The organism is Paenibacillus filicis, assembly GCF_038070315.1.
GTDB lineage: Bacteria > Bacillota > Bacilli > Paenibacillales > NBRC-103111 > Paenibacillus_G > Paenibacillus_G filicis.
In genome coordinates this window covers 719,359-739,212 of the sequence record NZ_JBBPCC010000001.1, presented here as the reverse complement: position 1 = coordinate 739,212, position 19,854 = coordinate 719,359, and the positions used below count along the sequence as shown (strand labels likewise).

Sequence of the window (19,854 nt, the reverse complement as noted above, 5' to 3'; positions counted from 1 at the left end):
CGCATGAAGCGCTTATTTCTCTCAAGTCTTTCCATCAACGTACTGGTCATCGTGATCAATTTGGTAACGGGTATCATCAGTGCCCGTTACCTCGGTCCGGAGGGACGCGGAGAATTGGCCACCGCCACCCGCTGGAGTATGCTGCTGACGATGCTCTTCACGCTTGGCCTGCCTGGAGCCGTCATCTTTCTGGGCAAAAAAAACCCGGACCGGCAGCGTGAGCTGTTCGGAGTTTATCTGGTACTGGGCGTCAGCATGGGGCTGATCGCTCTGGTGGCCGGGGAAACTCTGCTACCTGTGCTGCTCTCGGGACATGAGGAGCATGTAGTCCGGTTTGCACAGATTTCGATGTTGGCTGTTCCTTTCGGGCTGTTGGCTGATGGGCTGATCGGCACCTTGCAGACGCTTAATATGTTTCGACGGGTGCTGCTGCTCCGCATCTTGAATCCAGTTGGCGTTCTGCTGGTTATCACCGGTCTTCTGATTTTCGACCTCTACACCGTGCGCAATTTCATCATCGGCAGTCTGGCCTGGTCCTTCCTGCTGTTTCTCATGACCTTCACCTGGGTGTATACCAGCGTCCGGCCTAAAGTCACCCGCGTGTGGCAAACGGGCAAGGAGCTTTTCAACAAAGGAATTCAGATTTATTCCGTCGGGCTCGTATCCGCATTCGGAGGCAATCTGGATCAACTGATCATCTCGCTGTTTCTGACGACCTACATGCTCGGCTTGTATACTGTCTCATCCAGCATCGCTTCCATGCTGCCATCGATTATTACCGGTGCGCTCGGTACCTTTCTGTTTCCGAAGCTGATGGATTTGGCGTTGAATCACCGCCAGAAGCAGGTGGAACGGATGCATGGCACATTATTCTATGCCACGCTGGTGATGGCTGCGGCTGCGGCTTGCGTCATTCCATTCGCCATCCCGCTGGTCTACGGGGCGGACTTTAAGGAATCCGTCCTGATGGGACAGGTGCTGCTGATCTGCACGCCCATTAATATCGCGTATTCCGTACTGACCAATTTCGTCTCGACGGAGGGTAAGTTCCACTACGTTTCCTTGTCCGAAATCCTTGGGCTGGCTTCCGGGGTAGGCATGACGCTGCTGCTGGTTCAACCCTTGCAAGGTGTGGGTGCTGCTCTAGGCGTGGTGACGATGGCCCTGGTCAAGTGGAGCTTCATGCTTGTCAAATGTAAGGGCATGGGACTCACGGTGAGTAGACTGTTCTATGTGTATCCCGAGTCGTTTCTGGCGCTTTATCGAACCGTACTTCAGGGCGGGGGGCGTTTCAAGCGAAAATCCGGTTCGGGTGCGGTGAGCGTAGCCGGTGAAACGGAGGGGAAGGTATAACGGTATGAAAAAAGTACTCGTATTAACTAAATACTATCATCCTATACGCAACGGGCTTTCGGATCATACCGTCTTTATGGAAAATCTGCTTCGGGAAGGCAGCTACACGGTATCCGTCATTTGTGAGCAAGCCGACAGCAGCGGCCCTCCCGGGGAGGAGGCGCAGCATGCTTCCGTCCATTTGTATCGCGGCTACCGGGATCTATTTCGGGTGTTCGCCCGCGTATGCCGGATGGAGCGTCCGGATGTCGTCCTGTTCCAGTATGTTCCTCATATGTGGGGGCAGGCAGGCATTGCTCCTGTCGCTTCGTTGCTGCCGTTATGGATCGCGCTGCGCTTCCGAGTGCCGGTCATCGCTTATCTGCATGAGCTTTTCGTCGATTGGAGCACGAGACCCAAGCCTTTTCTCCTGGCCTTGTGCCATCGGCTGCAGCTTTTGACGATTGGCTTGAGCAGCCGTTCGCTTATTATCACGAACAACAAGCGGGAACGTTTGCTAAAGCGGGGGCTGTGGAGCCATAAGGTCTACCGGATTCCGGCAGGCAATGTAAGCGGGCGGAAAGCGGATCATCTGCGCAAACCGTATTATGCTTACCCGTACATCACCTGGTTCGGGACCATCTCTGAGCTGCAGCGTCTGGATCAGCTTGTGACAGCCTTCGCAGCCATAGCTGAGCAACAGCCGGATATCAGACTTGTGCTGATCGGCGGCTTCGATACGGGATCTCCTCGGATGGAGGCGCTGCGCCGGCTGGCTGCCGATCTCGGGATAGAGGAACGGATCGTGATCCGGGGCTTCGTAGACGACGACGAACTGAGTGATACGCTTCATGGCAGCCTGGCCAATGTCTATGTGGAGGCCAGCGGACCTTCCGGCCGTAGAGGCATTATCGCAGCTTATCTGCGAAGCGGCAAGCCGATCATTGCGATCAATGGATCGGAGACGGATCATGACTTCCGTCACAGGGAGAATATCTATCTCGTTCCGGATCGGGACGAGGAGGCTTTGGCTGAAGCCATGCTGCGTGTATGCGCGGATAGCGGACTGCGCCGGAGTCTGGAGTATGGGGCCAGGAAGCTATATAGCGAAACGTATTCGGACCGTGCCATCTTACATAAGCTTACGCAAGTGATCGAGAACGTATAGAAATCCGGTGAGTAAGGGCGCTGGGCGACTGCTGAGGCATCTTGGGAATCGGGTGGTCCCTCCGCGATTTATTCACCGGACTTCTATCGCCATAACAGAGAACGGGAAGGGGCAGGGTGTGACGTGAACAACGTATGGCTAGGCTGCAGCGCTGGGCTGGGCAGCGGCGGACTGGGAGGACATCTTGACTTTGTGTATCGCGCCGCTCTGGAAGGAGGGGTGAGTCCTCATGTCTACTGCCGGGAGGCGCCTGCCCGAGCAGGCTTTACGAGCATACCATCTCCCTCCTGGCAGCGGTATGTCAAATATACGCCGTTAAGATGGAAGCCATCGGCCCATGTGTATATGGGGGCTGTGCAATTCGATAAAGCGGTCGCTGATGCGATGCCCGGGGTACAGGCGGTTTACCATTCGTTTCCGGCCTTCGCCGAGGAAAGCTTTGCCCGTGTTAGACGCCACAGCGGAATTAATGTACTGGAAGCGGCCACCACCCATGTTCATGAGTTGTACGCGTCGACCATGTTGGAGCACAGGAAGTTCCGGATGAGTGGAGAACCGTTCTCCAGACCATGGGTGAAGCGCGTGCTGCGGGAATATGAGCTGGCCGATTATATTACGGTCGCTTCCAAGCTGCAGTGGGATACGTTCGTGCAGCATGGCGTACCTGAGCACAAGCTGCTGTTTGCACCGCTAGGTGTCGATACCAGTCGGTTTGCCCCGATAGAAGGGCAGCCGAGTCGGCGTAGCCGGGAGAAGGGGGAACCGTTCCGCATCATCGCGGTCGGGCAAGTCTCGCTGCTCAAGGGTTTTCCTTATTTGCTGGAGGCTGTGCTTTCGCTGAAAGACCCGGATGTGGAGATCACGCTATTCGGGGGTGTAGGCTGGAGAGGCATCCGTCAGCTTGTGGAGACTTACCGGCGGCAGGGGTTGAACATTGGAGTCGCATCCGGCGACCCGCTCCCGGCCCTTCACCGGTCTCACCTCTGCGTGCATGCATCCGTCTCGGACGGCTTCGGTCTGGCTCCACTTGAAGCGATGGCTGCCGGGCTGCCGGTTGTCGTAACTGAAGGCACTGGCATGAAGGATGCTATCGAGAACGGCCGAAACGGTTTTGTTGTGCCGGCAAGAGATGCGGCAGCGCTGGCCGAGAGACTAGCCGAACTGAAGGAAAACGAGGCTTTGCGCATGGCTATAGGATCGGCAGCTCGAGAGACGGCTTTGGGATATGATGTATCCCGCAAAGTAAGCGAATACGCCAAGCTGCTCTTACCGATCTGGAACTTGTCCAAATCATCATAAGGGAGAGAATGATATGGCGACTGTATCTGTCGTTATGCCTACCTGGAATCGGGCTGGTTATCTGAAATTGGCGATTGATAGCGTGCTGGAGCAGACGTTCAGAGATTTCGAGCTGCTGGTGCTGGACGATGGAAGCATCGACGAAACTCCTCAGCTGGTGAACAGCTACGATGATTCGCGCATCACCTATTATCGTCATCCGACCCGACTCGGGATGGCTCCAAACTGGAACTTTGGGGTCGAGCATAGCCAAGGACGGTACGTCGCTTTCCTTCATGATGACGATGAATGGGAACCGGATTTTTTGCAGGCAACGATACAGGAGCTCGAGCTGGAACCAGCGGCATCGCTGGCGTTCACCGATCATTGGCTGATGGATCAGGACGGCAGACTACTGGCGGATGAGACGCAGGCCAATACGCGCAGATGGGGCAGAGAAACGCTGGAGCCTGGATTGCATCAGCCATTTTACGAGTTAGCTGTTGTGTCCAGGCCGATACATATTGTATCTATGATCTTTCGCAGAAGCGTTCTGCCTTCGCTGAGACAAGGTCTTGAGAGCGGTAGCGTCATTGACTATTGGATGGTTGTGCAACTCGCAATGGAAGCACGGGGTGCTTTCTATATCCCGCGACGTTTAAGCCGCTACCGGATGCATCTCGGCTCCGAAACAGCTACAGGCCGGATGCGCACCTGTCCGGGCTACATCTGGATGTTTCAAGAACTGCTGAAAGAGCCGGCGTTTGCTGCTTACCGGCCTTACTTACGCCGGAAGCTGGCAGGGAGTTTTATTAGTTATGGCGCTGCACTGATGGAGGGGAGGCGCAGCAAGGAAGCAAGAAAGGCATTTGTCCAGGCTTATGCAGTGGAACGGACAAATCAGAAAGCGATTGGCGGTATGCTGCTCAGCTGTTTGCCCGGAGCCGTGTTTGACACGGTGCTGCGGCTCAAGCGCCGCTGGATGGAGGGAACCTAATGCGTATAGCTCATTATTGCTACGGTTATTTCAGGGAGGGCGGCATCCAAACTTACGTGCGTACGATCTCACAGGCTCAGGCGGAGCAGGGGCATGAGGTGTATATGTTGGATTATCTGACCCCTGAGATGCCCCGTAAGCCCTACGAAGAAAAATTTGGAGCCTACCACGGTTTTACCGCTCCGGGAGAGTTGGCTTCCTTGTGCGAACGCCTCGGTATTGAGGTGCTTCATCTTCATGATTATTACCCCATCTCGCTGAGCGAGGTCCAAGCTGCCGGGACGGCCGTGATCCGGACGATTCATAATCATGGCCTGCATTGCCCGAGCGGAAGCAAGTTCTTCAAGAATGGAGAGAAGGTTTGCGAGCGCGGGTTTAGCTATATGGGCTGCCTGTGGGGGCATTTAATCAACCAATGCGGAAGCCGAAGGCCTCATAAGATTATGGAAAACTTCCATAACCTGTTTACGGAGAAGAAGGTCATGGAGCAAGTGCCGATTATTGCGGTCAGCGAATATTTACGCCGTCAGGTTATCAATGCGGGATTTCCTCAGGATATGGTGAGGACGCTGCATCTGCCGATGCAGGCTAGGAGTGACGTAGCGCCACAACCGCTGTATGAGGGGCCTCCACGCTTTGTTTTCCTGGGAAGAATCACAGCGCTCAAGGGGCTGGAGTGGCTGATCCGCGCGATGGCGTTGACAGATAAATCGATCCACCTGGATGTGGCGGGGGAAGGCTACGACCTCCCGCGACTCAAGGAACTTAGTGACAGTCTTGGTCTGGCAGACCGGGTCTTCTTCCACGGCTGGCTGACGGGTGCGGAGTCGCAGCGTCTGATTCAGGGTAGCCGTGCTGTCATCGCTCCATCACTCTGGCCGGAACCCGCCGGCTTTACACCGTTCGAAGCGATGGCCCAGAGCCGGGCGGTAATCGCCAGCCGGATCGGAGGACTGCAGGAGTCTGTTCAGCATGGAAGCAATGGACTGCTGGTGGAAGTGAATGATGTTTCTGCACTGGCTCAAGCTATCCAGTCGCTGGCGGACGATGCGGCTCTGGCTGAATCGATGGGGAAGACAGGGTATCAGCTGGTCAAAACCCGCCATGACCTGGATCGGCACGTCAGTCGGCTGATTGGATTGTATCAAGAACATGCGGCTCGCAAACCGGGCAGGGGTGTGAATCATGGGAAAGGCGCTTAGCAGGCGGCTGGTTGTGATCAGCCAGAAATCCAAAGCCGCATATTATTTGCACGCTTTGCGGTGGTTTTCAGCATTTTACGTGATGATTTATCATCTGCGGCCTGTACTCTTCAAGGGTTATGAACAGTTGCAGCATAAGAATCTGCTGATTAAGGCACTGTATGCAGCTACCAGTATAGGCAATGAATTCGTCATGTTATTTTTCGTATTGAGCGGCTACTTAATCGCGGGCAGCGTGTTGAAATCCGTGGCAGCCGGCTCATGGAGCTGGAAGACTTATTTATTAAACCGTGTGACCCGGCTATGGGTGGTACTGATCTCGGCACTGTTACTGACCTATATATGGGCCAAATTCCAACTGATGCTGTTTCCTCAATTCGACCGTTTCTCCGATTCGCTCGGGCTGCTGGATTTTGTAGGCAATCTCTTGTTTCTTCAGGGACTGGTTGTGCCGAATTACGGGGAGAACATCCCGCTGTGGAGCTTATGCTACGAATTCTGGTACTATATGCTGTTTCCTTGCCTCGCTCTGGCCTTTGCGGCCAGGCAAGTATGGAAACGAGCCTTATACGGTGCAGTCGCTCTTCTCATGGCCGTGCTGCTGGGCAAGTCGATCATGCTGTACTTCGTGATCTGGCTGCTCGGTGCTGCACTCACCCTGCTGCCTGCACCCAAGCTGTCTGAGCGACTGCTGGCGAAGGCTGCTGTTCCAACTCTTGTGGCTGTATGCGTCGCTCTTCTCGTGGGAGGCAAGGTTATCGCGGGAGAGGGCGAGGGTTCGGGCATGCTCGTATATCTCGTTTCCTTGGTCATCTCGCTGGGCTTCGCGGCTCTGATCTATGCGATTCTTCACGGGTTAAACCGGCCGGCGACCACTCTGGAAATCCGGCGGGGGCTGCAAGCTCATGCAGTATTGGCCGGTTTCTCCTATACGCTGTATCTGACACATTACCCGGTTGTGAATTTTATCAGAGTTTGGCTGGGAGACGGCAAATGGGGAACCTGGAATCCGGATCTGCCGCATCTGCTGCTCGGACTGGTCATAGCCGCAGCGATCTGCTTGTATGCCTGGATGCTGTCGCTGGTGACGGAAGCCAAGACGGCAGAGGTCCGCAATTTCTTCAAGAAGCTGCAGGGCGCGCCATCCCGGAGAAAGAAGCCGACTCTGGATACGAAAAGCCATCATATATAAGGAAGTTGAGAAGCCATGAATATTTTAGCCACGGGAATGGGTTGGATTGAGCATACGCCTGGCGGGCTTAACCGCTATTTTGCCGATTACTTGAGAGCGATGAGAGAATACGGTCATGAGGTCAAGGGACTGATGACGGCGAGCGGAGAGCCGACTACGGCTCCGGGTTATATGGAGGATGTCTTGCGTCTTCCGGCAGAGGTGGGGACCTGGGCCAGATCGCGGGCATTCCGACACGCATTCGCCGCCGAAACGAAGCAGAAGCGCCCGGATGTGTATAATCCGCACTTCGCCCTGTATGCCTCGATGATTACCCGCAACCTGGTACCGGATGGCGTACCGATCGTCACGCATTTTCATGGTCCCTGGGCGCAGGAAGGCATGGTGGAGGACCGCAGCCAGAAGCTGGCGCAGCAGCTGCGCTATCAGCTCAAGAAGAACGTGGAGCTGCTCTCCTACCGCCGGTCCGATCACTTCATCGTGCTGAGCCGCTACTTCCGGGATATTCTGGCCCAGGATTACGGGATGGATGCTCAGCGCATTCATGTCATACCGGGAGCTGTGGACACGGAGCGTTTCCGGCCAGCGGCCGACCGCAGTCAGGTCCGCGAGCAGCTCGGCTTGCGGCAAGGTCAGCCGGTGCTCTTCTGTGCCCGCCGTCTTGTTCCTCGGATGGGCATCGATAACCTGATCCGAGCGATGGTGCGTGTAAAGCGGGAAGCGCCCGATGCGGTGCTGTATATTGCTGGGAGCGGACCGATGGGCCGGCAGCTTGAACAGCTTGCGGCCGAGCTTGGGCTGGGCGGAACGGTCCATTTTCTCGGGCGTGTGTCGAACGAAGATCTCGTACGTTGGTATCAAGCGGCCGACCTTAGCATCGTTCCTACATTAACACTGGAGGGGTTCGGTCTTGTGACCGTCGAAGCTATGGCTTGCGGTACGCCTGTAATGGGCACTCCTTATGGAGGAACGAAGGAAATTCTCGAGGGTTTATCCGGTGATCTGCTGTTTGCCGATAGTACGTCTGAAGCGATGGCCGAGAAGCTCTGTTCTGTACTGGCGGGCAACACTGTCATCCCGTCCAGGGACGAGTGCCTGGCTTATGTGCAAAGCCGTTACACGTGGGATCGGGTGGCTAGTGCTGTCACGCGGGTATTCGAGCAGGCCGGCGATAAACGGAAGGGGCCGGCGATACGATGAATGTAGCGTTCTATAACCATACGAGCGTGGTCAGCGGCGCGGAAATCAGTCTGCTGCTGACCGCCGGACATCTTGAGCAGGCTCAGGCGATTCTGTTCGCTCCGGAAGGTGAGCTGACGGAGCGGGCCGAAACGATGGGCATTCAGGTGGTGAAGATTCCAGGCTACCGTGCCAGAATGTCGAAAAATCCGCTGCGGCTGCTGAAGGATATGGCCGGGATGCTGTGGGCCGGTCATGCGTTCGCCCGGGCGGTCAAGGCGCACCGGATCGATCTCGTTCATGCCAATTCGCTGCGTGCCGGCATCATGGCCGCCTTATTCGGCTGGTTGCACCGCAAGCCGATCGTTTGGCATGTCCGCGATAACCCGCCACAGGGTATGTTCGGCCGTGCCATCGGGCTGGCCGCCAGGCGGACGGCAGCCGCCTTGATCTGCATCTCGGAAGCCGTCCGTCAGGGCTTCAGCGAGCGAGGACTGGACGATCGTCTCCACCTCATCCATAACGGAGTGGCGCTGAAGGAATTCGATGATTACGCCAAGAAGGCCCATCGCTTGCGAATTCGGGAGGAGCTGAATACGCCGCAGGATGCACCGTTACTAGCCATTATCGGCCAGATTGCGCCGTGGAAGCGTCAGGAAGATGCGATTCATGCGCTGAAGCATCTGCGAAAAAGCGGACATCAGGCACAGCTCTGGATCGTGGGAGAAGCGAAATTCCGTCAGGAGAACAAGGATTACTTGGATTATCTGCACAAGCTGGTGGAGGAATATGAGCTGCAGCCTTATGTCCGGTTCACAGGCTTCCGCGAGGATGTGATGGAAATCTGCTGCGCCGCCGATCTGCTGCTGCTTTGCTCGGATCAGGAGCCGTTCGGCCGTGTACTGATCGAGGCGATGTCGCAGTCGATCCCGGTCGTAGGGACGAATGCGGGAGGAGTACCCGAGATCGTCGTCCACGATTCATGCGGCCTGCTGTATCCGGTTGCTGACGTGAGTACGCTCACCTTGCATGTGAATAAGCTGCTTCAGTCTCCTGCGTTGAGGATCTCTATGGGACGCCGTGCCGCCTCCCGCGTGCGGGAGGCATTCACGATCCAGGACACGGCCCGGAAGGTGGAGGCCTTGTATGAGCAGATCATCCCGGGTCTACAGGGGAAGGCTGCAGAAGGCGTATACCGCCTGACATCGAGCGGAGGGAAGGAGTTTTCGCGATGAAGCCTCTCAAGGTGGCGATCGTACACGATTATTTGAATCAGATGGGCGGTGCAGAACGCGTCGTTGCCGTCTTCCACAAGATGTTTCCAGAGGCTCCGATTTATACGACCATCGTAGACCGGAATATGCTGCTTGCCGAGCTTCAGGACGCCGATATACGCACAACCTGGATGCAGCGCATTCCAGGGGTGCTTCGGAGGTTTAAGCAATATTTTTGGTTGTATCCATTCGCTGTCCAGTCGATGGATCTCCGGGAATATGACCTGGTCCTCAGCTCTAGCAGCGCTTACGCCAAGGGCGTGCCGATCTCGGGGAAAACCATACATATCTGCTACTGCCATACCCCGATGCGCTTCGCCTGGGACTTCTCCGCTTATATGGAAGGGATGAATGTTCCGGCTCCCCTGAAATGGCTCGCGAGCAATACGGTGAAGCTGCTCAAGCAGTGGGACATTCGTTCGACTGGGCGGGTACATCACTTGATCGCCAACTCCTCGGTCGTCCAGCAGCGCATCGAGTCTTGCTACGACCGCAAGTCCGTCAAGATCTATCCGCCGGTTGATGTGGAGCGTTACGAGATGAACCCTGAGCCTGGTGGCGATTATTACCTTATCGTGTCACGCCTCGTGTCCTATAAAAAAATCGATCTGGCCGTTCAGGCCTGCAGCAGGCTTGGCAAGAAGCTGATTGTCGTCGGAGGAGGGCCCGATCTGGAGCGTTTGCGTTCGCTGGCAGGCGACAGTGTCCAGTTTACCGGTCGCCTTTCGGACGAAGAGGTCGTCCGCTATATGAGCCATTGCCGGGCGTTCCTGTTCCCCGGTCTGGAGGACTTCGGCATCACGCCGCTTGAGGCCAATGCCTGCGGCCGGCCGGTCATCGCCTACCGTGGGGGCGGAGCTCTTGATACGGTCATTCCGGGCGTGAATGGCTGCTATTTCACCGAACAGACTGTGGACTCGCTGGAGGCTGCGTTGAAGGACTTCGAGCAAATGAGCTGGAGCCCGCAGCGTATCAGGCTGCATGCGGAGAAGTTCAGCGAGCAGCGCTTCAAGAACGAATTGATGGCGCTGGTCGAACGTCATATGCAGACGGATTCCGGCCCTTACACGTACGTAGCTGCAACCAAGAACTGATCATTCCAGAACCATGTATAAATATAGAAAGTGAGTGATCGAGAGATGAAATTAATTCTATTATCCGGCGGTTCCGGGAAGAGACTGTGGCCTCTATCCAATGATTCCCGTTCCAAGCAATTTCTTAAGGTGTTGAAAAATGACGAGCAGGAGCTCGAGTCGATGGTACAGCGGGTATGGCGGCAGCTTGGACGCGAAGGTCTTGCTCATGATTCCTATATCGCCTCCGGTAAGTCCCAGATCGATATGATCCAGAGCCAAGTTGGCAGCGATGCTCCAATCATCATCGAGCCGGAGCGTCGCGACACCTTCCCAGCGATTGCTTTGGCCGCCACCTATCTGTACTCGATGGTCGGCGTCAGCCTGAACGAAGTGGTCGCTGTGCTGCCAGTCGATCCCTTTGTCGAGGACCGGTTCTTCGCCAAGGTGAAAGAGCTGGAGCAGGTCATCGCCGATTCCGGCGCGGATCTGGCTCTAATGGGGGTCAGGCCGACCTATCCGTCCGAGAAGTACGGCTATATCGTTCCCCAAGAAGGCCAAGACGGCGCTTATGCGGCTGTCAGCCACTTTACCGAGAAACCCCGCGAGGATAAAGCGAAGGAGCTGATCGATCAGCAGGCGCTTTGGAATTGCGGGGTTTTTGCCTTCCGGCTGAACTATATCATCCAGCTCCTGATCGCACAGGGACTTCCTATTCAGTATGAAGAAATGCTCAAGCAATACGGCAAGCTGAAGAAAATCAGCTTCGACTATGAGGTTGTGGAGAAGGCCGGTCATCTCGTCGTGCTTCCTTACGATGGCTACTGGAAGGACCTAGGTACCTGGAATACGCTCACGGAAGAGATCGAGACGGGAATTATCGGACGGGGGACAATTAGCGAGGATTCGCAGAATACGCATCTGATCAACGAGCTGGACATTCCCGTAGCCGTGCTGGGTTTGTCGAATATTATCGTCTCGACAAGCCCTGACGGTATTCTCGTCGCGGAGAAGAACGCCAGCCCCCGGGTCAAGGATTTGATTCAGGCCTTCGAGCAGCGCCCGATGTATGAGGAGCGGCGCTGGGGGTCGTACCGGGTCCTGGATTACAAGAAGCAGGCGGATGGTAGTGAGGTGCTGACGAAGCGGATTTTCGTGGCGGCTGGCAAAAATCTGAGCTATCAGATTCACTATAAACGGAGCGAGGTCTGGACCATCATCGCCGGCGAAGGCGAGGTCGTCGTCAATGGTGCTTTCCTTCCTGTACAGGCCGGAGACGTGCTCAAAATCCCAAATGAAGCGAAGCACAGCATCCGGGCAATTACGGACCTGGAGATTATCGAGGTTCAGCGCGGCAGCGAGCTGGTGGAGGAGGACATCATCAGGCTCTGCATGTCTTGGGAAGAAATCTGCGGGTATTGCGCCGTTGTCGGCTAATCCCAGGTGGTAAATACAATAAAGCCCCCGACGTATAGTCGGGGGCATTTCGCCGTTAGAACGAACGCTCAGCTCTCACAAAGGCGATAAACCGTTTGGCTTCTTCAGGCGTTAATTCCTTGCCGTCAATCGTAAGCGCGAAGTTTTGCATAATGCGATCATCCGATAACTCGAGACTGTCTACAAACTGCCGTACGTCTGAATCCAGCACCATCTCCGGGTCCTCGGTGCGGCCCAGTAAAAAATCAATGGATACCTTGAAAAAATTCCCAATCTTCACCAGCGTGTCATAGTCTGGTTCTCTCCGATTTTTCTCGTAATGCGACAAAGACGCTCTAGAGATATCGAGCTTTATGGAAAGCTCTTCTTGAGTCAATGCTTGCTTCTCGCGCAGCGCGGCGATTCGATTACCTATTTGCCCCAACAGTGATCACCCCAATCGGTTGTTAAAGTATTCCTTCGATAGATAGAGGTTATGAGTTCCGTAGCACCTATTTCCATGTCTTTCGGATCATACGTCATGATTCCATGAGGGTCATGCACAGAAATCTTTCGCCTATTGACACCCCATAGCCCCAGTTTCAATCATGGTGTCCATGTTTGCTGAAAAAATGACGACAGAACGTTAGCCATTAAGAACAGGGGGGGATCTACAGATCATTATTGCTTTAGAATAACTAAATTATACATTACGTATCGTCGTTTGTGAAGAATGAGAACGACATTTCGACAAAGGAAATTTTAGAGTATAAAATTTACCTAAAGTGATACAAATTGTATCTGGTATATGTTACAATAAGTATTGTATTCAACAGCTGGACTTCCTAGACTATTTTGAGTTATTTGATAGCCCGTTCAGCTCTTACAAAAGCGATAAAGCGTCTGGCTTCTTCGAAGGAAAGTTTCTTGCCATCGACTGTCAATGCAAATTGATCCACCAGCAGCTTATCCGACAATTCGAGCTGATCGACAAACGATCGAATATGTGGGTCTAAAGTTTGGTGAGGATCATGCGTCCTGCCCATGAGGTAGTCCAGGGTAACCCGGAACAAATCGGCCACCTTAACCAGCGTATCATAATCCGGCTCTCGGCGGCTTTTCTCATAATGGCACAGCGACGCACGGGAAATGTCGATCTTCTTGGAAAGTTCCTCTTGCGTCATGCCGAATTTCTCCCGAAGAAGAGCGATCCTGTCCCCGATCATAATCATTCTGTCTGTCCCTCCAAAACTACTAGTTGTACCTAAATGATGTAATTGTCGAATTGTGTTGGATACATTTACGTTTTGATTATACATTACGTAGCAAGGTTTGTGAAGAACTAGAAATGGAAAACACTAGGGACTTTAGTATGATTTTTGCTTAATGGACATAAATAATGATACAATTAGTATCTTTTTTATGATACAATCAGTATACGGATTGAGCGAAAATGCCTTGCCATTTTTCATTACTTAGGAGGAATCCTCGAATGATCGGTGCACGTATTCAAAACCTTCGACACCAGAAGCGTATGTCTCTTACGGAACTTGCCGCTCGGGCAGGGGTTGCCAAATCGTATCTGAGCTCTATTGAGCGGGATCTTCAGTCGAATCCTTCCATACAGTTTTTGCGCAAGCTGGCTCCAGTCCTGGGTGTTAATGTGCAATCCCTGATTCTTCATGAGGCTTCCGACAAGGCCGAGACTCTCGATCAGGAGTGGGTACAAATAATTCAGGAGCTGAATGAGCTCGGGCTGAGCAAGGATTCCCTGCGCCGCATCGTTAGACAACTGAAGTCCCGCGAGCCGCTTTCGTACGAGCATGCCCAGTAAGCAAAGTCTTATATTGTGACAATACTTGACAAACAACGGGGCCTATTGATGAAGTTTTTAATTCTAAAGAAATCTTAATGTACAGGAAAATAGCTATTTCAGACTATCAAAAAATGGGTCAATTCCCGATAAAATACGTTACAAGGATACGGAGTATACTGTTAGTCTTGAACGATGAACGGAGAGAGAGGTATCTATGGAAACAACCATATCATTGGACATTAAGCACGCGCTGCAGCAAATGGGAATAAATCCGATCAAAGCCATGGAGTTATTGGCGTTTGAAACAGCGGGCTATGTTACTCCCGGAATGGAGCTACCCACGAAGACCGCTCTCCCTGAAAGCAACCCTTTGTATCTCGCCAGCGAGATGGAGCGCTAAACCGGCTGCCCCTTTATCCCTCTTTCCAGACGATTCCCGGCAACCCGCCCCCATCCCGCAAGCGGCTGCAAAACGAAACGGACTCTTATTCATAAAACTAATACTTGAACAGGCGCGGCAACCTTTGCTATCATAGCGATATCCTATGAAAAGCAAAGGTGTGAGGCTAGTGACGAACCGCGCTTACAATTTTAACGCCGGACCGGCAGCGCTGCCCCTGGAAGTGCTTCAGAAGGCTCAGGAGCAGCTTGTTGAATACCAGGGTATCGGCATGTCCATCATGGAAATTTCGCACCGCAGCTCGCAGTACGAACAGCTTAATGAAGAAACGCAAAGCCTCTTGAAGGAACTATACGCCATTCCTGATGGCTATAAGGTCATGTTCCTTCAAGGCGGCGGAAGCACGCAGTTCGCTATGGTTCCGATGAACCTGCTGTCCGCAGGCAAGAAAGCTTATTTCGTGCAAACGGGAGCCTGGTCCAACAAGGCCATCAAAGAGGCCAAGCTGTTCGGAGAGACGGCCATCGCTGCCAGCTCGGAGGGAGAAAAATATTCAAGGATTCCGGACCTTAGCCAGCTTCAGCTCGGCGACGATGCGGCTTATTTGCATATTACAACCAACGAGACCATCGAAGGCACTGAGTTCACGGAGTTACCGGATACGGGCAATGTGCCGCTTGTCGGGGACATGTCCAGCGATATCCTGTCCCGTCCTCTCGATGTATCGAAATTCGGGCTGATCTACGCTGGGGCACAGAAAAACCTCGGCCCATCCGGCGTAACCGTTGTGATCGCTCGTGATGAGCTGATCCAGGACTCGCCGAAGCACCTAGCGACGATGCTTCGCTACGATACGCATGCCAAAGCCAATTCCTTGTACAATACGCCTCCGGTGTACTCCGTGTACATGGTGAACCTCGTACTCAAGTGGATTAAGGAGCATGGCGGCGTAGCTGTGATGGAGAAACGCAACAAGGAGAAAACCAGCCTGATCTACAGCGCCATCGACAACAGCGGCGGCTTCTACCGGGGCATCGTGCAGCCGGAATACCGCTCGCTGATGAATATTACTTTCCGCATGGAGAGCGAAGAGCTGGAGAAGAAATTCGTCAAGGAGTCCGAGCAGAATGGATTCGTTGGTCTGAAGGGTCACCGTGATGTCGGCGGACTTCGTGCATCCACGTACAATGCGGTACCATTCGAGGCTTGTCAGGCACTGGCAGCCTTCATGACTGACTTCCAGAAGCGGAACGGTTAATGGACCCTTTGCATTTGTGTTAGATAGGTAGAAGCAGCTTTGTTAAGAACGTAAACCCGTTCTTGGCGAAGCTGCTTTTTTTCGTGCGGCCACATGATCGGGTTCGGCATCCATCTATGGCAAAAAGCTTCACTGCTGCGCGGCAGCAGTGAAGCTTTTTGCAGAAATGCGCCGATTGGCGTCATCACGTGAGCGAGTCCTCAGGCCAGTGATTCTTTGGCTCGCGGCTCCGCCAGCTTGTAGCCGACGTTCCGGATCGTGACAATGAGCTCCGGGGTGCGGGCATTCGCTTCGATCTTCTCCCGCAGGTGACTGATGTGTACATCTACAATGCGAGTATCCCCGAGGAAATGATAGTCCCATACCCCATGCAGCAGCTGCTGGCGGCTGAGTACCTTGCCGCGGTGCTTGCAGAGGAAGAGAAGCAAATCAAATTCCTTAGGCGTCAGCTCGATAGAGTCTCCCTTGACCTTGACCTCACGCTGATCCGGCTGGATGACGATATGTCCGATCTCAACCGGAGCATTTTCCGTAGCGGAGGGCAGAATCTGAATACGCCGCAGAATGGCCTGAATACGCGAGATCAGCTCCTGCGGGCTGAAGGGCTTAGTCATATAATCGTCGGCGCCGTTATCCAGACCGGCGATTTTGTCGGAAAGGTCCTGCATGGCTGTGAGCATCACGATCGGCACCATGTTGTTCTGGCTGCGTAGCTTGCGGCAAACCTGCAGACCGTCCATCTTGGGAAGCATCAGGTCCAGTACGATGACATCCGGTCTGAAATTTTGAATCGCGGTGAACACTTCTTCTCCGTCATAGACACAATGTACCTCGAATCCGACAAGCTTCAGGTTGAATTCTATAAGCATCGAAATCGAAGGTTCGTCATCCACGACAAGAATCTTCTTCTTCATCATTTCGAAAGTCTCCTTTGCGGGTTACTGGGTGCAGGCCGGGGCCGGCAGGGGATCAAAAAAAGTTGATTATCATCGTTCTTGGGATTATGATCTTAAGTGACATGGTTTATAGTGACGGTATGGATCAAGCTCTTCATGCATCAATTACCTTGCTATTATCTCAACCAACTATCAACCTTGTATTAAGATGAAGTAAACCCAGTGTAAAATTTGAGAGGAATGTTACCGTATGGCGTTTCATATCGTATTGGTCGAACCGGAAATTCCGGCGAATACCGGCAATATATCCCGGACATGCGCAGCGACAGGAACCTGGCTGCATCTGGTGCGCCCGCTCGGCTTCGACACGGATGACAAAACATTGAAGCGGGCCGGGCTGGATTACTGGCATTCGGTAAAGCTGGAATATCATGATTCGTTTCAAGAGGTAAAGGATCGTTATCCCGAAGGCCGGTTTTTATTTGCGACAACGAAGGCAAGCAAGATTTACACCGAATGGGAGTTTCAGGATGGAGATTTCCTAGTATTTGGCAGGGAAACGAGGGGCCTTGACCCTGAGCTGCTTGCGCAGCATCCGGATTCCTGGATGAGATTGCCCATGACCGATGCTGTCCGATCGCTCAATTTATCCAACTCTGCAGCGATTATTCTATATGAAGGCTTAAGGCAGACGGGGTTTCCAGGATTAACCTGACGCGGGCTTGCACATTTGTGCGAGGCTGATTCATCGTTTCCGGAAGCGGGTATAAGGGAGAGGAAGATAGGCTCTCTGTTGAAAGAAAAAGGAACAGAGGGCGGAAGGATTTTTCACACGGATGTCGAATCTTTAGGAAAGTGGCTGTTGTTTTATAGTTGTGTAGAAAGTGAGGTGAATTAATGATGAAACCGGCAGGCGTTGTACGTAAAGTTGATCAACTCGGACGTATCGTACTCCCTAAGTCGCTGCGCAAACGGTATCAGATGAATGAAGGGGATCCCGTGGAAATATTGGTAAGCGGCGATCATATCATTCTTGAACGATTCCGCCCCCGTTGTGTCTTCTGTGGTTCAATGGAGCAAGTCAGCGACTTCAAGGAAAGACATATATGCTCTGCATGCTTAGGTGAGATGTATCACCTGAGACCAAGCGATGCACAGGCATAATCCAAGTTATAGAGAACAGGCTTGCCGGATTCGGACCGCGCAGGCCTGTTCTTTCTCTTATTTGCGGAGCGCTCCCATCATTCGGAACGAAGCATCTTTTCCCTGATCCGCATCCATTTTCGCTGTTCCTTCCTATTTCCTGTACGCACATAGATGACAATGAGCCGGTCGTAGAATAACAGCTCATCTCCTGTGCTATACTGCAGACCACTCTGGAGAAAGGAGACAGCCTCGGCGTAGAGTTCCTGCCTGCAGGCGTAATCGGCAGCCCATAGAGATAAGCTTTCCCATAGCTGCTCCACGGTTTCAGTAAGCTGCAGCGAGAAGGGATCGTAGCAGCCCGGCAACATTTTCCCTTGCAGTTTCTCTAGCAGAAGCTGACACATGGAATATCTGTAAGCGTTATCTTCCATATCCAATGCTAATTGAAGCTGCTTCAACAGACTGCTTAGATCACAGTCTACCTCATAGTTCAGCTTGACCATATCCCGCTCAATGGTTAGACAGGGAAAATCGACATCCTCAGATTCGAGCAGCTTGGCAAAGTGGCTTAAGTACACGCGCAGATTATTCATCGCCCTGTGAAAATCCGTGTCTGAAAACAAGGCGTCGCAGATTTGCTCCCGCGTAGCGCTGCGGTGGAAGGCCAGATAAATCATCAGGCTTTTGGCGTGCCGCGTGTTCCAGCCCTGCTGTTGGACCCGGTTCCCTACGGTGACCTCGAATTGGCCGATGCAGCGGATCCGGATGGAATGACGCCTTGACGCTGCAGGAGAGATACTATGCTCCCAATAGGAGCGGAACATGGCGTTCATCTCCAGCTCTACAGGGCTCGGCTTCCGTGGATCGCCTGCTTTCTGCCGGTTGATGAATCTGTTGATAAAATCCGCTGTATAGAAAGGCTGATCTGCGAATACAAGATTGGAGGAGTCGGGAACGATGAGAAGCGACGTGCCATCCAACAGTTTGGAGATCACATGGGCAAGGGCTGGGGGGAACCCCGGATCCTGCTCGCCTGCTATCAGCAGCAGCGGTTTATGGAAAGCAACCGGCATCGGCCCTGTACTCCCGAAGGCAGCAGATTCTATCGTTTGCTTGTACAGTCGCTTGGATACCCGTGCAAATGCTCCGACCACCTCCTCGCTCAGCCACGAATCTGTAGCCGAGGCGGTGAGCGCCGGAAGCTGGGTATAGGCGAATTCCTGCATGTTTCCTGTTAGCTCGAGCTGACCTAGCTTCGCGCGCACAAGCTGCTGCACAGAGGCCAAGGGAAGCGGCCAGACAGGGGCAAGCATGACGATGCAGTCCACTTCCATATGGAATAAGGCTGCAAACCGTTCAGCTACGGCTGCACCCGTGTCATGCGCAGCCAGGATAACACGGCTCAGAGATAAAGACTGAAGAAGCAAATGCAAATCATGCGCCGTCGATTCAAAGGATGGCGGAGACCTGTCAGCCTCGCTTTGTCCATGTCCAGCCATATCGAAGGTCAGGATAGAGTAGTTGCAGGACAGGAAGGGGAGGATCGGTCGCCATAGGGCGGAGGACAGGCCTGCGCCATGAATGAGCACGATCGTCCGCGCTGTCACGTCGTGATGGGGGCTCCATTCATAATACATACGGTAACCGCTCGTCAAAAAAAACATAAGCCCAAAGTCCTCCTAATGTCATTCGGATTTGTAGGATAAAAGGACTAGGTCTCAAGAAAGTATACCAAAGAATCTTTGAAAATAATAATAATAACGGCTTAATAACGTGAATAATAGTAAATTTGTAACCTTTCTGTAACGGCCGATATGGTAATATTCACAGTAAAGGGAATTGGAGTCAAATATCAGCTTATAAAGGATGGGACTAGCCGTTATGACTACAGCAAATCAGAACCCTATTGAGCTGGATATCTACAAGTTGATCAAGCAATTGGGCTTGGACGCTGAACGCTGGAAAAGTCTGAGTTTGATTGACGTTGTCAGAGACAAGCTGGTGCAAGAAGATGATAGCGATGATGGTGGAGATGGTAAGTAGGGGAGTGTACTTGTTTGTTTGAATTTGATACAAATTGTATCAAATTAGATGGATATAATCAATTTCTTAAAATCAGAGGCGGGTTGAACGCAGACATCGGTAATCAAATCCGATACCTTCGTTCAACCCGTCATTTGTTGCAGCAAGACTTACAGGCCCTTTGTCTTGTCTTCGTTGTAGGCAG

Annotated in this window: 20 protein-coding genes; 16 read left to right on the top strand and 4 right to left on the bottom strand. The window is 53.1% G+C overall.

Going from position 1 to position 19,854, the window contains the following annotated elements:
- The first annotated feature begins 3 nt into the window (after positions 1-3).
- The 10 genes from WMW72_RS03370 to WMW72_RS03325 all read left to right on the top strand — a co-directional run bounded on the left by WMW72_RS03370 (position 4) and on the right by WMW72_RS03325 (position 12,132).
- Entirely contained in the window at positions 4-1,353 is a 1,350-nt protein-coding gene (locus WMW72_RS03370; protein WP_341413984.1) for an oligosaccharide flippase family protein, read from the top strand.
- Between the two features lie 4 nt (positions 1,354-1,357).
- Positions 1,358-2,500 (top strand): glycosyltransferase family 4 protein, encoded by a 1,143-nt coding sequence (locus tag WMW72_RS03365; protein WP_341413983.1) that lies wholly within the window; start codon positions 1,358-1,360, stop codon positions 2,498-2,500.
- A 123-nt stretch (positions 2,501-2,623) separates the two neighbouring features.
- On the top strand, positions 2,624-3,799 hold the full coding sequence (locus WMW72_RS03360; RefSeq protein WP_341413982.1) for a glycosyltransferase family 4 protein: 1,176 nt from the start codon (positions 2,624-2,626) through the stop codon (positions 3,797-3,799).
- A gap of 13 nt (positions 3,800-3,812) precedes the next feature.
- Positions 3,813-4,775 carry a glycosyltransferase family 2 protein gene (locus WMW72_RS03355; RefSeq protein WP_341413981.1) on the top strand — a complete coding sequence of 321 codons (963 nt, stop codon included), beginning with the start codon at positions 3,813-3,815 and terminating at the stop codon, positions 4,773-4,775.
- Positions 4,775-5,977: a glycosyltransferase family 4 protein gene (locus WMW72_RS03350; protein ID WP_341413980.1), complete on the top strand. Its 1,203-nt coding sequence runs from the start codon at positions 4,775-4,777 to the stop codon at positions 5,975-5,977. The genes WMW72_RS03355 and WMW72_RS03350 overlap by 1 nt, the downstream gene beginning before the upstream one ends.
- Positions 5,961-7,169 carry an acyltransferase family protein gene (locus tag WMW72_RS03345; protein ID WP_341413979.1) on the top strand — a complete coding sequence of 403 codons (1,209 nt, stop codon included), beginning with the start codon at positions 5,961-5,963 and terminating at the stop codon, positions 7,167-7,169. The genes WMW72_RS03350 and WMW72_RS03345 overlap by 17 nt, the downstream gene beginning before the upstream one ends.
- 15 nt (positions 7,170-7,184) lie before the next feature.
- Entirely contained in the window at positions 7,185-8,369 is a 1,185-nt protein-coding gene (locus WMW72_RS03340) for a glycosyltransferase family 4 protein (protein WP_341413978.1), read from the top strand.
- Complete coding sequence (locus WMW72_RS03335; protein ID WP_341413977.1) at positions 8,366-9,583, top strand: glycosyltransferase family 4 protein; 1,218 nt, start codon at positions 8,366-8,368, stop codon at positions 9,581-9,583. Before WMW72_RS03340 ends, WMW72_RS03335 begins: the two co-directional genes overlap by 4 nt.
- Positions 9,580-10,716, top strand: coding sequence for a glycosyltransferase (locus WMW72_RS03330; RefSeq protein ID WP_341413976.1), 1,137 nt, complete (start codon positions 9,580-9,582; stop codon positions 10,714-10,716). Before WMW72_RS03335 ends, WMW72_RS03330 begins: the two co-directional genes overlap by 4 nt.
- A 45-nt stretch (positions 10,717-10,761) precedes the next feature.
- Complete coding sequence (locus WMW72_RS03325; RefSeq protein ID WP_341413975.1) at positions 10,762-12,132, top strand: sugar phosphate nucleotidyltransferase; 1,371 nt, start codon at positions 10,762-10,764, stop codon at positions 12,130-12,132.
- Between the two features lie 55 nt (positions 12,133-12,187).
- Here WMW72_RS03325 and WMW72_RS03320 read toward each other — a convergent pair whose 3' ends face one another.
- Together WMW72_RS03320 and WMW72_RS03315 are read right to left on the bottom strand one after the other, a co-directional pair.
- Positions 12,188-12,556 carry a helix-turn-helix domain-containing protein gene (locus WMW72_RS03320; protein WP_341413974.1) on the bottom strand — a complete coding sequence of 123 codons (369 nt, stop codon included), beginning with the start codon at positions 12,554-12,556 and terminating at the stop codon, positions 12,188-12,190.
- Positions 12,557-12,971: 415 nt separating this feature from the next.
- Positions 12,972-13,343, bottom strand: a complete 372-nt coding sequence (locus tag WMW72_RS03315; protein WP_341413973.1) for a helix-turn-helix domain-containing protein — start codon at positions 13,341-13,343, stop codon at positions 12,972-12,974.
- A gap of 260 nt (positions 13,344-13,603) precedes the next feature.
- On the opposite strand from WMW72_RS03315, the gene WMW72_RS03310 reads away from it, so the two are divergent.
- From WMW72_RS03310 to serC, 3 genes are all read left to right on the top strand, one after another.
- Positions 13,604-13,945: a helix-turn-helix domain-containing protein gene (locus tag WMW72_RS03310; RefSeq protein ID WP_341413972.1), complete on the top strand. Its 342-nt coding sequence runs from the start codon at positions 13,604-13,606 to the stop codon at positions 13,943-13,945.
- 196 nt (positions 13,946-14,141) lie between these two features.
- A complete protein-coding gene (locus tag WMW72_RS03305) occupies positions 14,142-14,327 on the top strand; it encodes a hypothetical protein (protein WP_341413971.1) in 186 nt (61 codons plus the stop codon).
- Between the two features lie 169 nt (positions 14,328-14,496).
- Positions 14,497-15,585 carry a 3-phosphoserine/phosphohydroxythreonine transaminase gene (serC, locus tag WMW72_RS03300; RefSeq protein ID WP_341414097.1) on the top strand — a complete coding sequence of 363 codons (1,089 nt, stop codon included), beginning with the start codon at positions 14,497-14,499 and terminating at the stop codon, positions 15,583-15,585.
- 200 nt (positions 15,586-15,785) lie between these two features.
- Here the strand turns inward: serC and WMW72_RS03295 are convergent, their stop codons facing one another.
- The gene (locus WMW72_RS03295) at positions 15,786-16,502 is read right to left on the bottom strand and encodes a response regulator transcription factor (RefSeq protein ID WP_341413970.1); all 717 of its coding nucleotides are present in this window, start codon (positions 16,500-16,502) and stop codon (positions 15,786-15,788) included.
- Positions 16,503-16,731: 229 nt separating this feature from the next.
- On the opposite strand from WMW72_RS03295, the gene WMW72_RS03290 reads away from it, so the two are divergent.
- Positions 16,732-17,196, top strand: a complete 465-nt coding sequence (locus WMW72_RS03290) for a tRNA (cytidine(34)-2'-O)-methyltransferase (protein ID WP_341413969.1) — start codon at positions 16,732-16,734, stop codon at positions 17,194-17,196.
- 185 nt (positions 17,197-17,381) lie between these two features.
- Positions 17,382-17,645, top strand: a complete 264-nt coding sequence (locus tag WMW72_RS03285) for an AbrB/MazE/SpoVT family DNA-binding domain-containing protein (protein ID WP_341414096.1) — start codon at positions 17,382-17,384, stop codon at positions 17,643-17,645.
- A 77-nt stretch (positions 17,646-17,722) separates the two neighbouring features.
- Here the strand turns inward: WMW72_RS03285 and WMW72_RS03280 are convergent, their stop codons facing one another.
- The gene (locus WMW72_RS03280; RefSeq protein ID WP_341413968.1) at positions 17,723-19,291 is read right to left on the bottom strand and encodes an alpha/beta hydrolase; all 1,569 of its coding nucleotides are present in this window, start codon (positions 19,289-19,291) and stop codon (positions 17,723-17,725) included.
- Positions 19,292-19,508: 217 nt separating this feature from the next.
- Here WMW72_RS03280 and WMW72_RS03275 point away from each other — a divergent pair, with 217 nt between their 5' ends.
- Positions 19,509-19,670, top strand: a complete 162-nt coding sequence (locus tag WMW72_RS03275) for a hypothetical protein (protein WP_341413967.1) — start codon at positions 19,509-19,511, stop codon at positions 19,668-19,670.
- Positions 19,671-19,854 lie beyond the last annotated feature (184 nt).